This window comes from Kitasatospora sp. NPDC001683 (genome assembly GCF_053596495.1).
Window position 1 is genome coordinate 36,754 of sequence record NZ_JBSFGK010000007.1, and the last position, 14,527, is coordinate 51,280.

At 73.6% G+C, this 14,527-nt stretch carries 13 protein-coding genes and 4 pseudogenes; 9 read left to right on the forward strand and 8 right to left on the reverse strand.

All coding sequences use genetic code 11. The features are described from left to right. Window positions 1–377 precede the first annotated feature (377 nt). Together ACWCYO_RS05635 and ACWCYO_RS05640 are read left to right on the forward strand one after the other, a co-directional pair. Window positions 378–1,598, forward strand: a complete 1,221-nt coding sequence (locus ACWCYO_RS05635; RefSeq protein WP_270141177.1) for a cytochrome P450 — start codon at window positions 378–380, stop codon at window positions 1,596–1,598. Then, window positions 1,595–1,852, forward strand: coding sequence for a ferredoxin (locus ACWCYO_RS05640; protein WP_449783487.1), 258 nt, complete (start codon window positions 1,595–1,597; stop codon window positions 1,850–1,852). The genes ACWCYO_RS05635 and ACWCYO_RS05640 overlap by 4 nt, the downstream gene beginning before the upstream one ends. A gap of 104 nt (window positions 1,853–1,956) precedes the next feature. Here the strand turns inward: ACWCYO_RS05640 and ACWCYO_RS05645 are convergent. The 4 genes and pseudogenes from ACWCYO_RS05645 to ACWCYO_RS05660 all read right to left on the reverse strand — a co-directional run. Further along, window positions 1,957–2,181: pseudogene (locus ACWCYO_RS05645) on the reverse strand (helix-turn-helix domain-containing protein); the annotation flags it as partial. A gap of 37 nt (window positions 2,182–2,218) precedes the next feature. After that, entirely contained in the window at window positions 2,219–2,878 is a 660-nt protein-coding gene (locus ACWCYO_RS05650) for a hypothetical protein (RefSeq protein WP_270141181.1), read from the reverse strand. Window positions 2,879–2,883: 5 nt separating this feature from the next. After that, window positions 2,884–3,453, reverse strand: coding sequence for a hypothetical protein (locus ACWCYO_RS05655; RefSeq protein ID WP_270141183.1), 570 nt, complete (start codon window positions 3,451–3,453; stop codon window positions 2,884–2,886). Between the two features lie 42 nt (window positions 3,454–3,495). Continuing rightward, the gene (locus tag ACWCYO_RS05660; protein ID WP_449783488.1) at window positions 3,496–4,767 is read right to left on the reverse strand and encodes a phosphotransferase family protein; all 1,272 of its coding nucleotides are present in this window, start codon (window positions 4,765–4,767) and stop codon (window positions 3,496–3,498) included. Between the two features lie 79 nt (window positions 4,768–4,846). Here ACWCYO_RS05660 and ACWCYO_RS05665 point away from each other — a divergent pair, with 79 nt between their 5' ends. Beyond that, complete coding sequence (locus ACWCYO_RS05665) at window positions 4,847–5,578, forward strand: MBL fold metallo-hydrolase (RefSeq protein ID WP_449783489.1); 732 nt, start codon at window positions 4,847–4,849, stop codon at window positions 5,576–5,578. 48 nt (window positions 5,579–5,626) lie between these two features. Here ACWCYO_RS05665 and ACWCYO_RS05670 read toward each other — a convergent pair whose 3' ends face one another. The 3 genes and pseudogenes from ACWCYO_RS05670 to ACWCYO_RS05680 all read right to left on the reverse strand — a co-directional run. Beyond that, a complete protein-coding gene (locus tag ACWCYO_RS05670; protein WP_449783490.1) occupies window positions 5,627–6,031 on the reverse strand; it encodes a hypothetical protein in 405 nt (134 codons plus the stop codon). A gap of 126 nt (window positions 6,032–6,157) precedes the next feature. Continuing rightward, complete coding sequence (locus tag ACWCYO_RS05675; protein WP_270141190.1) at window positions 6,158–7,009, reverse strand: PhzF family phenazine biosynthesis protein; 852 nt, start codon at window positions 7,007–7,009, stop codon at window positions 6,158–6,160. Window positions 7,010–7,148: 139 nt separating this feature from the next. Next, window positions 7,149–7,603: pseudogene (locus ACWCYO_RS05680) on the reverse strand (RNA-guided endonuclease InsQ/TnpB family protein); the annotation flags it as partial. 170 nt (window positions 7,604–7,773) lie between these two features. On the opposite strand from ACWCYO_RS05680, the gene ACWCYO_RS05685 reads away from it, so the two are divergent. From ACWCYO_RS05685 to ACWCYO_RS05700, 4 genes are all read left to right on the forward strand, one after another. Then, window positions 7,774–8,343: a hypothetical protein gene (locus tag ACWCYO_RS05685; RefSeq protein WP_449783491.1), complete on the forward strand. Its 570-nt coding sequence runs from the start codon at window positions 7,774–7,776 to the stop codon at window positions 8,341–8,343. A gap of 193 nt (window positions 8,344–8,536) precedes the next feature. Further along, window positions 8,537–9,340 carry an MBL fold metallo-hydrolase gene (locus tag ACWCYO_RS05690; RefSeq protein WP_270141194.1) on the forward strand — a complete coding sequence of 268 codons (804 nt, stop codon included), beginning with the start codon at window positions 8,537–8,539 and terminating at the stop codon, window positions 9,338–9,340. Between the two features lie 7 nt (window positions 9,341–9,347). After that, on the forward strand, window positions 9,348–9,779 hold the full coding sequence (locus ACWCYO_RS05695) for a nuclear transport factor 2 family protein (protein WP_270141195.1): 432 nt from the start codon (window positions 9,348–9,350) through the stop codon (window positions 9,777–9,779). 118 nt (window positions 9,780–9,897) lie between these two features. After that, window positions 9,898–11,172 carry an NAD(P)/FAD-dependent oxidoreductase gene (locus tag ACWCYO_RS05700; RefSeq protein WP_449783492.1) on the forward strand — a complete coding sequence of 425 codons (1,275 nt, stop codon included), beginning with the start codon at window positions 9,898–9,900 and terminating at the stop codon, window positions 11,170–11,172. Window positions 11,173–11,263: 91 nt separating this feature from the next. Here ACWCYO_RS05700 and ACWCYO_RS05705 read toward each other — a convergent pair. Further along, window positions 11,264–12,099 (reverse strand): annotated as a pseudogene (locus ACWCYO_RS05705) (universal stress protein). 371 nt (window positions 12,100–12,470) lie between these two features. Here ACWCYO_RS05705 and ACWCYO_RS05710 point away from each other — a divergent pair. Together ACWCYO_RS05710 and ACWCYO_RS05715 are read left to right on the forward strand one after the other, a co-directional pair. Further along, window positions 12,471–13,404 (forward strand): annotated as a pseudogene (locus tag ACWCYO_RS05710) (oleate hydratase). Continuing rightward, window positions 13,401–14,285 carry a universal stress protein gene (locus tag ACWCYO_RS05715; protein ID WP_270141201.1) on the forward strand — a complete coding sequence of 295 codons (885 nt, stop codon included), beginning with the start codon at window positions 13,401–13,403 and terminating at the stop codon, window positions 14,283–14,285. The pseudogene ACWCYO_RS05710 and the gene ACWCYO_RS05715 overlap by 4 nt, the downstream one beginning before the upstream one ends. The last annotated feature ends 242 nt before the right edge of the window (window positions 14,286–14,527 follow it).

The window sequence follows — 14,527 nt, forward strand, 5'->3', positions numbered from 1 at the left end:
GTTGGCTGGAAGTGCCGCTGACGGACGCCCCGCCACCCACGTACGGTCGTAGCAGAGACGGTCCACGCGACCACGCACAGCACATCCGTCCCATCTGACGGCACGCCACCGCGCGCCGCACGTGCCGGGCGCGCACCGACCGTACGCCCCCGCACGTTTCGCGCCATCCCGCACGCGGGCCCGCGCCTCCCCGGCACCACCGCACCAACCGGTCCGCCGCACCCCGGAACCACCGCGCCACGTCGTTCCCCGCGCCACCCGCACCGCCGGCCCCGAGTCGAGCCGCCCCGGCCGAACCACCCGTCCCCGCACGAACCCCGGATCCACCCCCCCGTCGGGCCGCCCCCGCGGTCCCTGCCCTGGAGTCTGGAGTACGGATGTCCACCGAGAACAGTGCGACCGGTGCCGGCACCGGCACCGCCCCGCTCCCCCCGATGCACTGCCTGCGCCACCTGGAACCCGGCCCGCCCCGACTCGCCGCGCTGCCCACCGGCACCCCGGTCTGGCTGGTCAGCCGGCACGCCGACGTCCGGCAGGTGCTGACCGACCCGCGCCTGGGCCGCGCCCCGCTCTACGCGCCGGACGCCCCGCCGCTCATGGTCACGCCGAACATCCTGGACGATCCGCAGAGCATGCTGAACATCGACGGCACCGAGCACCAGCGGCTGCGCCGCACCGTGCAGCGGGCGTTCACCCCGCGCGCGATCGCCCGCTGGAAGCCCTGGGTGGCCTCGGTGGTCGAGTCGCTGATCGACGAACTGATCGACCGGGGCTCCCCCGCCGACATCGTCGCCGCCTACAGCCGGCCGCTGCCGGTCGCGGTGATCAGCCGGCTGATGGGCCTGGACAACCTCGACAGCAAGCGGCTGGCCCACTGGAGCGACCACGCGCTCTCCACCACCGCCTTCAGCGCCGAGGCGATCGGCACCGCGATGACCGAGTTCGCCGCCTTCGGCGCCGAGGTGATCGCCGAGCGCCGCGCCGACCCGGGCGAGGACCTGGTCAGCAGCCTGCTCGCGGCCGCCGCCGAGGACGGCTCGATCACCGAGGGCCAGCTGGTCGCGCTGGTCATCGGCCTGGTGGTGGCCGGGCACGAGACCACCATGACCAGTCTCGGCAACGCCCTGGTCTACCTGCTCCAGGACGGCCGGGACGCCTGGCAGCGGCTCGCCTCCGACGAGGCCAGCGCCGCCGCCGCGACCGAGCAGATCCTGCGGGCCGTCCCGCTCGGCGACGTCACGGAGCACATGCCCGGGCTGCTGCGCCGCACGGTGGAGGACGTCGAGATCGGCGGGGTGGTCATCCCGGCCGGCAGCGTCGTCGCCGCCGACACCGGCGCCGCCAACCAGGATCCGGAGGTCTTCACCGGGGACCTGCGCACCGAGCTGTTCTCCCCGCTGGCCGCGCCGATGCTCACCTTCGGCGCCGGACCGCACCACTGCCTGGGCGCCTGGCTGGCCCGGATGGAGCTCGAACTGGCCCTGCACCGGCTCGCCCGGCGGCTGCCCGCGCTGCGGATGGCCGACCCGGTCGAGGACGTCGACTGGCGGCGCGGGCTGCTCACCCGCAGCCCCGACTCGCTGCGGGTCATCTGGTGACGGGCTCCTCCGGTGCGGAGGCCGTGGTGGTCCGGGTCGACCGGGACCGCTGCATCGGCTCCGGGATGTGCGCCCTGAGTGCCCCCGAATCACTGGCCCTGGACGCCGACGGACGGGCCCGGCCGGTCGACCGATATGCCGACGGCGGCGCGGAGTTGACGGACGGGCTGGCCGAGGCGGTGGAGTACTGCCCGGTCGAGGCACTGGCCCTCCACTCGGCGCACGGCGGGTACCGGATCGCCCCGGTGGAGTGACCGGCCCCGGTGTCGCCCGCCGCGGGTGCGGCAGGCGGCACCGGGGTTCGCCGGGCCGGACGGACGGCTCGCCGGGCCGGCCGGATCGATGAGCCCGGCTCGGTCAACTCGACCCGGCGGCTGGTCCGTTCGAACACCGGCGCACCGACCCGGCCCTCCAACCGCTTGATCAGCTGCGAGCCCCGCCCCTGCGAGACGCCGAGCAGCTCCGCCGTCCGCCCGAAGTGCAACTGGTGCACCAGGACGGAGAAGCACTCCAGCTCCTGCAACGGCAGCTCGGGCGACACCGGCGACGGCACCGGCCGCGGCACCGGGGGCGTGCGTTCCACCCGGGCAGTCTATGCCGGGGGAGACGGTCCTCCTCCCTCAGTTGTGCAACAGGCGGTTGAAGAACGTGCGGTACTGCTGGAGGGCGACCCGCAGTTCCTCGGTCTCGACCTCGTCACCGCGGTTCCACTGGCTCTCCAGACTGCTGCGGCGGTCGGCGAAGGATTCGGACAGCCGCTGCATGAGGTCGGCGACGAGGGCGTCGGCCGAGTGGACGGCCTCCCGGGGATCGTCGACGAAGTCCGTCTGCACCTGCTGCCAGCGTTCGCGCAGTTCCCGGGCCTCCTCGGCCGGCAGCAGCGGTTCGCCGTCGGGGCTGCGGTCGGCGTCGGGACTGCGGTCGGCGTCCGGCCGCTCCGGGGCCTTGCCCTCCTCGGCCGGTGCCCGGTGCTCGGCCGCCTCCTCGGGCGGTCGCCCGGTGGCCTCGGTGGCCTCGCCCGGGAAGACGGCTCGTTGCGCGCCCTCCTCCGGTTCCTCGGATTCCCCTCGGTCCTCGCGTTCCCCGCCTTCCCCGCCTTCCTCGGATTCCCCGGGTTCTTCGCGTTCCCCGCGTTCCTCGCGTTCCCCGCCTTCCCCGCGTTCCTCGGAGCCGAACACCGCGGCGGCGTCCTCAGCGGGCCCGGTCCGCTGTTCCTCCTCGGCGGCGGCGGTGTTCTCGGCGGTCATCCGCCCCTTGTCGTCGAAGTGCATGTGCGACATCCCGGTCATCTCCTTTCGGCCCCGGCACCCCGGTCCGGGGGCTCGTCACCGTTCAGGAGCTCTGCGAACAGCGCGCGGTAGTGCACCATCGCGCCCCGGAGCTCCTCGGTGGTGGCGTCGTCCCGTCGGGCCGAGTCGTTGATCGCGTGGGCCTTGCGATAGTGCTCCAGCGTCCGCCCGTGATCGACGGACAGGTCCCGGAGCTGTTGTTCGTAGCCTTCGGTGGGATAGCCGCGGTCGTGCATCAACAGGGTGACCAGCCGGTCGGCGTGCTGGACGGCTTCGCCCGGCCGGTCGACGAACTCCTGCTGGACCCGCGTCCAGTCCTCGGTGTACTGCCGTCTCGTGTCCGGCGGCAGCGGCGTGATCCTCAGTTGGTCGTGGCGTCGTTCCCGCTCCCGCAGATCCTGCTCGGCGGACCGGTGGCTACCGGCACGGCGGACGGCGCGCTCGTACTCCGGGCCGAACCGCTGCTGCAGTCGGCGCCGGCGGTTCACGTACCACAGCACCGCGGTGGCCAGGAGCAGCACGGCCACCACGGGGACGATGATCGCGATGAGGGTCCCGGTTGACATCAGGTCCTCCCTCGTCCTTCGGTGCCCAGCGGCTGACCACAATCAGCGGGTCGAAACCTCCTGCCCTGGGAGCTCGCGTCCCGCCCGGCGCCCGCAGGCGAGCACGGCGCGGAGTTCGGCTGCCGGGTCGCCCTCGTGGTACGGGCGTTCGCTGGGCTCGATGTGGTCGAGGAACTCCTGGTACCGCAGGGCGTACGACAGGTGGTACAGCGGTTCGGCGAGGTGGAGGGCGCGCTGCGGGTCCGAGCCCGGGGCGTGCCGGCGCCAGGCTGCCGTCCACACCCCGGCGTGGTGCCGCCAGGCCTCCGCGGTGAGGTAGGCCCGGGGGCGCAGGCCGTCCAGGGCCGGGTGGCCGAGGCAGGCGTCGGCGTAGTCGACCACGACTGGGCTGCCGTCGTTCGTGCGCCAGTTGCCGGGGTGGAAGTCGCCGTGCAGCAGCGTCTCCGGGAGCCCGCAGGCGGCCAGCTCCGCCAGCAGCGCGGGCAGGCCGACGGCGAACTCCCGCAGCCGGTCCAGTTCCTCGACCGTCAGGTCGGTCTCGACGGGGAGCCGGTCCAACAGCGCCACGAGCTGGGTGTGCAGCGCGGCGGGCGTACGGTCGCGCAGGCCCGCGAGCGCGGCCGGGCGCTCGGCGAGCGCGGCCTGGGCGGCGACGAAGCGTGGCACGACGTCCGCGACGGTCCCGGGGGACGGGCTCCAGCCGTCCTCACCGGGGACGTGGTCGAGCAGCAGCCACCCGTGGGCGGGGTCGGCGGCGAGGACGGTCGGGACGAGCGAGGGATCGACGCCGCCGAGCAGCCCGATGACCTCCCCCTCCGCTGCGGTGAACCGCGGGCTGGTGGTCTTCAGCCAGGCGTCGGTGCCGGTGGCGGTGGGGAAGCGGAAGAGCGCGGACAGGTTCCAGGTGCGGATCTGCCGCGCGGCGGCGGCCGGGCGGCCCACGGCGGCGAGCCGCGCCTGCGCCCAGGTCAGCGCCGCGCGCAGGCCCTCCGGCGTGGCCCAGGCGGCGCGCCGGGCGGCGGGCGCCAGGCGAGCAACCGTTTCGCCGGCCGGCGGGCGGGGGTCGAGGGCGGTCGGCCGCTGGAGCGCCTCGGCGTGGTAGCGCACCCGGCCGCCGTGGCCGGGGTCGTCGCTGTGCCCGTCGACCAGTCGCGTCACCAGCACCGGCACTCCGGCCAGTTCCGTCACCCGTGCGACGACGCCGTCCACGGCGGACCACCATCCGAGGGCCACCTCGAACGGGCCCACCTGCCCGAAGTACTCGTCCCCGTAGGTGAGATCGACCGTCACGGTCCGGCTGCTCGCTCGCTGCATCCCGGCAGCTTCGCCGACGGAGCCCCGGGAACGCGAACGGTTTTCCACGGGAACGACCGGGCTGTGAGAGCATCCTGCCATGCGCGGACTGACGGTCCTGGGAACGTGCGGGGCCTGGCCGGAGGCCGGGCGGGCCGCGAGTGGGTTCCTGCTGGAGTACGACGGGTTCCGGCTGGTGCTGGACCTCGGCTACGGGACGCTCCCCCGGCTGCTGGAGCACTGCGGCGCCGGGGAGTTGGACGCCGTCGTGATCACCCACGAGCACCCCGACCACTGCGCCGATCTGAGCGCGCTGTGCCGGGCCCGCTACTTCGCCGAGCCGCGGGGCGCCCGGCTGCCGCTGTACTGCACCCCCGGGGTGGTCGAGCGGGTTCAGGCGATGGAGCCGACCGAGGAGCTGAGCGAGGTCTTCGAGGTGCACCGGCTCCCGTCGGACGGCCACCGGGTCGGGCCGTTCCGGCTGGAGTCCGCGCTGCTGCCGCACCATGTCCCGCACGCGGGCGTACGGTTGACCACCCCGGGTCTGGTCCTCGGCTACAGCGGCGACGCCGGGCCGGGCGACGCGCTGGCCGAACTGGCCGCGGACGCCGACCTGTTCATCGCCGGAGCCACCCTCCGCGGCCCCGACCGCGACCCGCACCTGCTGAGTGCCGTCGAGGCCGGGGCCTGGGCCGCCCGGGCCCGGGCCCGCCGGCTGCTCCTCACCCACTTCTGGCCCGGCGGCGACCGCGACGGGTCGGCCGCCGAGGCCGGAAGCGCGTTCACGGGCGAGGTGCTCGTGGCGGAGGAGGGTCTGGTGCTGCCCTGCTGACGCTTCGCTGCCCGAAGCCCTGCCGAGGGGTGCATGTCTGACGATCTGTCAGGGTTCGTCGAGCGGTTCGTCGCGGACGCCCTCGCGCGCGATGATGTAGCCGAGGTGGCCGCGGCTGCGGCTGCCGAGGAGTTCGCTGGCCTTCTGGACGTGGCTGGAGACGGTGCGGGTGCTCATCCCCAGGCGGGAGGCGATGGCCTTCTCCAGCGCGGGGCTGATCTCCTCGCCGGCCAGCAGGCGGATCGGGAGCTGGGCCTGTCTCATCACGTCCCGGTAGGCCTGCTCTGCGGCGGTGAAGGCGGTGCGCAGCTCGGCGAGCTGCTCCTGGTGGGCGAGCACGGCGAGTTCGAGCGGCCGGGTCAGGCCGGTGACCGCGAGGTCGGGCCGGACGGGGGTCAGCCGCTGCCTTTGGCGCCGGGCAGGGTGCGCAACAGGCCCATGCTGAGCAGGCATTGGGGCGCCTGTCCGGCGGCGCCGTCCTCGGCGAGGGCCGCGCGGTAGTCCGGCGGGCGGGAAGAGCGGCCCCGCCCGCCGGAGGTCAGGACCCCCGCCGGATCTGGTCCCCGGCCGGACCGGGTGCTACCGGATCGCCACCGCCGTACCGGAGACCCGCACCCGGGCGTCCTCGGCGCGCAGTTCGACCCGCAGCACGCCGGGGCGGCCGAGGTCCTCGCCCTGGTGCAGCGTCAGCACCGCCGGGGCCGCCACCGCGCCCAGCTCGCGCAGGTACGCGCCGAAGGCGGCCGCGGCGGCGCCGGTGGCCGGGTCCTCGACCACGCCGCCGACCGGGAACGGGTCACGGACGTGGAAGACCTCGGGGGCCTCCCGCCAGACCAGTTGCAGGGTGACCAGGTCGCGGGCGCGCATGAAGGCGGCCAGGCCGTCGAAGTCGTAGTCCAGGCGGGCCAGTCGCGCCCGGGTGCCGGCGGCGAGCACCAGGTGCCGGGCGCCGGCGTAGCCGATCCGCGGCGGCAGCGCCGGGTCCAGGTCGCCGGCCGCCCAGCCGAGCAGGGCGAGCGCCTCCTCGACGTCCGCCGCCGGCACCTCCTCGACCTTCGGCTCGACACTGGTCAGCGTCGCCCGCAGGCCGTCGGCACCGCGCTCGACCTCGACCGGGACGTCGCCGGCGGCGGTGCCGAACACGTACCGCCCGGGACCGATCCGCTCGGCCAGCGCGACGGCGGAGGCCACCGTCGCGTGCCCGCAGAACGGCACCTCGGTGAGCGGACTGAAGTACCTTACGCGGTAGGTGCCTTGGGATTCGCCGGGGGTCAGGAAGGCGGTCTCGGAGTACCCGACCTCGGCGGCGATGGCGAGCATCCGCTCCTCGGTCAGTCCGGTGGCGTCGAGCACCACGCCCGCCGGGTTGCCGCCCTCGGGGCGGATCGCGAAGGCGGCGTAGCGGAGGATCTCAGGGGCGTCGTCGGTCATGACCGGACGAACGTCCCGCCGGCGGTCGCTGTTCCCGCTCACCGCAGCACCGCCTCCAGGAAGTCCGAGCCCAGCCGGGCGCTGCCGGACAGGTCCAACTGTTGAAGTGCTCTCCCGGCTGAAGCCGGGAGATTCCTGCTCACCTTGCGGTAGCGGGCTTGACGCGCTTCGCGCGCCTGACGACTGCCCTTCCGGCAGCCGGGATGAGCGCGAGGCCCATCCGGTACAGGTGCAAGACGTTCCGGGCCGCGTTGTGGTCGGCGTCGCCCGACCAGCCGCAGTCCGGGTTCTTGCACACGAACACGCCTGGGACTTCCTGCTGCCGGGCGTGGTGAAGCCGCACACGGAGCAGCGCCGGGAGGTGCCGGGGGCGGGGACCTTGACCAGGGTGCCGCCGTGCCGGGCGGTCTCGTACGTCAGCATGGTGACGGTGCGGCCCCATGCCTCGCCGTTGATGGAGCGGTTCAGCCCGGCCTTTTGGGCGACGTTCTTCCCTGGCTCTTCGGTCGTTCCTTTGGCGGACTTGACCATGTTCGTGATGGTGAGCGCTTCGACCACGACCGTGCCGTAGGTGCGGGCGATGGCGGTGGTCGTCTAGCTGTCCTCGGGGGCCGGGCGGCGGCGCCGGCGGTGCTGACGGCACTGCTGGCCTCCGGTCCCGGGCTGCTGTGGGGGGGCTCGCGGTGACCACGGCGGTCGGGGCGCTGGCGGTGCTGCGGCCGGGGCCGACGGAGTAGCACCGACCAGATGGGATGATCATCCGCATGGCCCTGACCCCGTACCAGCAGCAGCTCCACGACCGAGTCGTCGCCGCCGAAGTGATCCCCCCACCCGAGCCGTGGCGGCAGGTCGGTCGGGGGATCGTCCCGGTCGGTGGACTGCTCGGCATCGGCTTCGCCGTCCATCCGGAGACGGGGCACGACCTGGTGCTGACCGTCTCCAACAGCGGGCACGGCCTGTTCGACGCGGTGACGGGCGAGAAGCTGGAGCGCGACTACGACCCGGAGGATGACCCGGACGGACCGGACCTCTCCTGCCCCGGCCTCGGCCCGGTCGCCGACGTCCGGATCCCGGTGGCCGGCCTGCGGGGCGGCGGACTGCACAGCGGTGCCGCCGGCGGCTGGGGCGTCGAGGTGATCTCCCCGGAGTGGCCGAGCCACCGCGTCCTGCTCGTCCATGGCGAGGGGCCGGAACGGAACGGGCAGCACGGCGAGACGTGGTGGCACGTCTTCCACTCCTCCTGGTCCACCTTCCGCGCCGCAGGCTTCTCCCCCACCGGCCGCACCCTCGCCGTGGCCACCAGCAGCGACCTCACCCTCTGGACCCGGCACTGATCCTGGCCCGCCCCTGGCAGGGAGCGCGATCGGCCGAGCCTCCGGATGCGAACCGGGCCCCCGGCCCCGATCCTGGCGACGAGGCGTGCCCGGCCCGAGGAAGGACTGCACACACCATGAGCGAACGAAGTGAGCGAATCATCGGAAGGTGCGCGTTGCGCGAACCGCTCACCGAGCGAAGCGAGGTGGGCGCATGAGCGCTCTCGACTTCGAGATCATCGACTCCCCCGACAGCTCGCTCAACAAGACCTCCGTCCTGGTCACCGGCCCGAACGACGCCCTGCTGGTGGACGCCGGGTTCACCCGTTCCGACGGGCGCCGGCTGGTCGAACGGGTGCGGGCGAGCGGCAAGCGGCTGACCACCGTGTTCGTCAGCCACGGCGACCCGGACTTCTACTTCGGCGCCCAGGAGGTCCAGGACGCCTTCCCCCGGGCCCGCTTCCTGGCCACCGCCTCGACCGTGGAGCACATCCAGGAGACCTTCGACGACAAGCTGCGCGCCTGGGCGCGCCTGGGCCCCGAGCTGCCCACCCGGCTGGTGCGGCCCGAAGTGCTGCCCGGGGACGAGATCGTCTTCGAGGGCCACCGGTTCGAGCTGCGCGGCGCCGACTTCCACCTGCCCGACCGGCACTACCTGTGGCAGCACCACCACCGCGCGGTGCTCGGCGGGGTGCTGCTGTTCGAGGGCCTGCACGTGTGGACCGCCGACACCCCGACCTCCGCCCAACGGGCCGCCTGGATCGACCTGTTGGACGGCATGGAGGCGCTCCACCCGACCTGGGTGGCGGCCGGCCACCGGGTCGCCGACGCCCCCACCGACCTGAACGCCATCGACCACACCCGCGCCTACCTGCGCGCCTTCGAGACCGAGCTGGGCCGGACTCCGGACGCGGCCGCCGCCAAGGAGGCACTGGAGCGGCGCTTCCCGGAGCTGGGCCTGCGGATCGCGGTCGACATCGGCACCAAGGTCGCCAAGGGCGAGATGGCGTGGAGGTGAGCGCACGGTGATCGAAATCCCCAGGGACGTCGAGGGCTTCGCCGAGTCCCCCGCCCCGGCCGACGTGGTGCGCCGCCAGTACCTGGCCTCCGCCCGGGGCGACCTGGCCGCACTGCGCGGCACCCTCGCCGAGGACGTCGAGTGGACGGAGATGGCCGGCTTCCCGTTGGCCGGCACCTACCGCACCCCGAAGGGCGTCACCGCCAACGTCATGGAGCGCCTGGCCGCCGAGTGGGACAGCTGGACGACGCACGACGACAGTTACGTGGTGGACGGCGAGAACGTGGTGGTGCTCGCCCGCTACACGGCCGTCCACAAGACCACCGGAAAGGCGCTCGCGGTCCGGGTCGCCCACCACTTCGTGGTGCGCGGCGGCCGGATCGTCCGCTTCGAGCAGTTCACCGACACCGCGCTGGTCAGGGACGCGATGACGCCCTGACCGCGCCGTTCACCCGAACGGGCGAGCGTCATGCGGCGCGCCCATCGCGGTCTCGACACACCACCCGGACAGCGGCAGGCTGGCCCCTGAATCTTCAACGGAGAGCAAGGAGTTGGGCATGGCGGGCAGCGAGCGGCCGATCGTGATCGTCGGGGCCTCCCTGGGCGGTGCCAAGGCCGCCGAGGCCCTGCGCGAGGCCGGGTACCGGGGCCGCATCGTCCTGATCGGCGAGGAGCACGAGCGCCCGTACGAACGGCCGCCGCTGTCCAAGGGCTATCTGCTGGGCAAGGACGCCCGGGAGAAGATCTACGTCCACCCGCCGCAGTGGTACGCCGAGCACGACGTCACGCTGCGCCTGGGCACCGCGGTGTCCGCGATCGACCCGGCCGCCCGCACCGTGACCTTCACGGACAACGGCGAGGTGGCCTACCACAAGCTGCTGCTGACCACCGGCTCGGCGCCGCGCCGACTGCCGGTGCCCGGCGCGGACCAGGACGGCGTGCTGTACCTGCGCCGGGTCGAGGACAGCGAGCGGATCAAGGCAGCGCTGCGACCGGGCGCCCGGATCGCGGTGATCGGCGCCGGCTGGATCGGCCTGGAGGTGGCGGCCGCGGCCCGTACGGCGGGCGCCGAGGTCACCGTCCTGGAGGCGCTGGAGCTGCCGCTGCTGCGGGTGCTCGGCCGGGAGGTCGCCCAGGTCTTCGCCGACCTGCACCGCGACCACGGCGTGGACCTGCGCTTCGGCGTCCAGGTGACCGAACTGACCGGCGCCGACGGCACGGTGAGCGGCGTGAAGCTCGGCGACGGCAGCGAGGTGGCGGCCGACGCGGTGGTGGTCGGCATCGGCATCTCCCCCGCCACCGCCCTGGCCGAGGCCGCCGGGCTGGAGGTCGACAACGGCATCAAGACCGACCAGCACCTGCGCACCTCCGACCCAGACATCTACGCGGCGGGCGACGTCGCCAACGCCTTCCACCCGCTGTTCGGCAAGCACCTCCGGGTCGAGCACTGGGCCAACGCCCTCAACCAGCCCCAGACCGCCGCCCGCGCGATGCTCGGGCAGCCGGACGCGGTGTACGACCGGGTTCCGTACTTCTTCACGGATGCCGAGTGGACACCCCGGCATCCGAACGAGCCGGTGGCCTCGCGGGACAAGCTGAGCATGGAATACCTCGGCTACGTCGAGCCCGACGGCTACGACCGGGTCGTGTTCCGAGGGGACGTGAAGGCCAACGAGTTCATCGCGTTCTGGCTCAAGGACGGCCGGGTCCTCGCCGGTATGAACATGAACGTCTGGGATGTAACCGACCCGATCCGCGAACTGATCGCCTCCAAGCGCGTGGTGGACGCCGACCGCCTGGCGAACCCGAAAGTCCCCCTCGACGAGGTCTGAGACCCGACCGGAGCCCTGGCCGACGAGCAGCCAACCAAGGCCCCGTCCGTTCACCGCTGAGGGATTCACACGGACGGGGCCGGTTCGGTGGTCAGGGCTCCATCCGGCAGGCGTACACACCCTCGGCGAGCAGGGAGAAACCGTGCCGTTCCCAGGCCCGGCGAAGCCGTCCGTGCACTCGCTCGCGCACTCGACCGCGCGGCGGACAGCGGGCGCAGCCTCGCGGCGGCCAGTGATGTTCAGCACCTCCATGCCACATGAGCGGCGACGGCGTCAGGGCCTTGCCTGGGCACCGTGCGCAGTCCACCCGGGCTGCGATTGCCGCGACTGGCGCAGGGACGGGGGCCGTGCTTCCCACCGAAGCGGCTGGCCCGGCCACCGGAACCACGGTGGCGTGCACGGCCCGCAGCAACAGGCCGTACCGTGCCGCAGCGGCGAACGCGAACTCCAGCACCGCCTCGGCGGGGCGGCGGGCGTCCACGCCCACCACCACCTGATCGCGCTGTTCCGGGCCCTCCGACTCGGCCGGGAGCAGCACAGTAGGGCAGCTGGCCCGGGCCGCGAGGTACAGCGCAGTGGACCCGACCCGCAGGCCAGCGAAGCCGCCGTCGCCGCGAGTCCCGACCACCAGTAGTTCGGCGTCCTCGGCGGCGGCGCAGAGCGCCGACGTGGCGACGTCGTGGACCTCCTCGTGTGGAAGAGCACTCCGGGGTGGCGCACGGCGAGGACGTGCCGCACCTCGTGCAGCAGGCCGCCCCTGTCGGACGGCTGCCCTGCCGTCCGGCCGGGCAGCGGGTGGGGCATCAGGGGCAGGGCGTGCACGACGCGCAGCGGTCGGCCGCGCAGCAGCGCCTCGCGCGCGGCCCAGTCCGCGGCCGCCAGGCTCGCCTCGGAGGTGTCGACGCCGACGGTGACGGGCAGCTCCACGGTGGTTGTCTCCTCGATGACGGCCCCCCTGATCCTCGGTCAGGAACCCTGGGTCCGGCGGGAGACGGGGGGACGGACATGGCTGAGGTCTCCTCTGGGGCGTCGGGCGCGGCACCCGGCAGCTGCGTTCCGCCCCGTCGTCACCGCCGGGACGCGGTGGCGCACAGGGCCGGTCGGGGCACGTCGGGACCGGACGGACAGGACCTGTGGCCCTGCGTTCCCGGACTGCCCGGCCCTGGGCCGGCGCCCCCCGAGGACGGAGTCTGGCGGAGCCTGCCGATCGGTGCAGGCGCGCCGTACGACGCAGCTCCCCGAGACTGGACGGAACATGATCGACAGCACCAGAGAGACCCGGGCTCACGCTCGGCTCGATGACCGCGGACGCCGCCTACGGCGGTGACGACACCGTGCCCGAGCTGGTCCGGGACAAGCGCGACGGCGGCTGGGCCCTGTGGGAGACGCTCTCCCGCAAGGCCCCCGACCTCGGCCGGCCGCCGTCTTCAACGGCAACATCGCCGAAGCCGCCTGGGAGTCCTTCACCCTGACGATGCGCAGCCCCGTCCTGCTCAAGCGGATCGAGGCGTTCAGTCGCAACGCCCCCGGCACCGGCGCTCTCATGACCTTCAAGGACTCGCCGTGGCTGATGTCGATCGTCGTGCCTCGCCCGCCGCACTTCGACGGCCAGCCCGAGGACGTGTTCACCCTGTGGGGCTACGGGCTGTTCATCGACACCCCGGGCGAGCACACCGGCAAGGCCATGGCGGAGTCGACCGGCCGGGAGGTCCTGGACGAGCTGGTCGGCCAGCTCGGCTTCGGCGACATCGCCGACGAGGTCCGCGCGACCACCACCGTGACCACGGTGACGATGCCCTACATCACCAGCCAGTTCGCACGGCGCGACGTCAGCGACCGTCCGCTGGTGATCCCGCACGGCGCCCGCAACTTCGTCTTCCCCGGGCAGTCGTGGAGATCCCCGAGGACGTGGTGTTCACCGTCGAGTACTCGGTACGCGGCGCCATGCACGCCGTCTACCGGCTGCTCGGCCTCGACAGGTCCGTCCCGCCGGTGCACCACGCCCTGCTCGATCCGAAGACGGCGTTCCAGGCCCTGAAGACCGCCTTCGGTCCCAGGAGACGGGGGAGTCCGGCGGGCCGCCCGCCACTCCCCCACCACCGAGGGACTTCCGGCCCGCGCCGAAGGCCCGGACGACCCTGGACCCGCCCGCTGATCTCGGCGACGCTGGTCCGCACCCGCACGTGGCGGCACTCCCCTGACACCGCACGAGAACCGGAGTATTACCCATGAGCACATACGTACTGGCCGGTGTCGACGGCTCGTCCGAGAGCACCGCCGCGGCGTGCTGGGCTGCCGCCGAGGCCGTCCGCCGCGGTCTCACCCTGCGCCTGGTCCACGCTCAGACCTGGCTGGACGACATCCACGCCGACCCCGGTCAGCCGGCCGACGTCCGCGCGCTGACCACCCGGATGCTCTCGGACGCCAAGCAGGCGGTCCTCGACTCCTACCCTGGTCTGGAGATCCGGGCAGAGCTGATCGGGGGCGCGGAGCCGGTCAATGCGCTGGCCGAGGCGCTGGCCGAGGAGGCCTCCGACGCGGAACTGCTGGTCCTCGGTTCGCGGGGACTCGGGGGTTTCGCAGGCCTGCTGGTCGGATCGGTCGGCCTCGCCGTCGCCGGCCGGTGCGAGGTGCCGGCGGTCTTCGTCCGCGCCGGGGAGTCCGAGCGGCCCGGCGGCCCCGATCGGCCCGAGGTGGTCGTCGGCGTCGACACCCGCGGCCCCTCCCCGGAGGTCGTCGAGTTCGCCTTCCACGAGGCCGCCCGGCGCGGAGCCGTCCTGCGCGCCGTCCACGGCTGGGAGCCGCCGCCAGTCTGGGGCTATGCCGGCTGGGTGCCCCCGCTGGCCGAGGCGGAGCAGTTCCGGGCGATCGAGGGCGAACTGCTCACCGAGGCGCTGACCGGCTGGCGGGAGAAGTTCCCGGAGGTCGAGGTGGTCGAGGACAGCCGGATCGGCACCGGTTCCTCGGCGCTGGTGGACGCCTCCATCGGCGCCTCCGTCGTGGTGGTCGGCCGCCGGCGGCGCCCGCACCACGTCGGCCTTCGGCTCGGCCCGGTCGCGCACGCCGTACTGCACCACGCGCAGGCACCGGTCGCGGTCGTGCCGCACGACTGACCGGACACCACGCCCGAAGGCGGTGGGCCCCACGAAGGCGTGGGGCCCACCGCCTTTTCTCCTCCCCCCGTACGGTCCGGAGGGGTGCCGGCGGTGGTGGATGTACCTGGTGAGGGGCCCGACGGCGGACTGCGGCGCCTCCCCGGGGTGAGCGGTCCGTACGGCTGGCGCCGGCCCTTGCTCCGGGTTCCGGAACGGCGCGAGCCGGGGACGGTCTCACCCGTCCCCGGCTCCACGTCCTC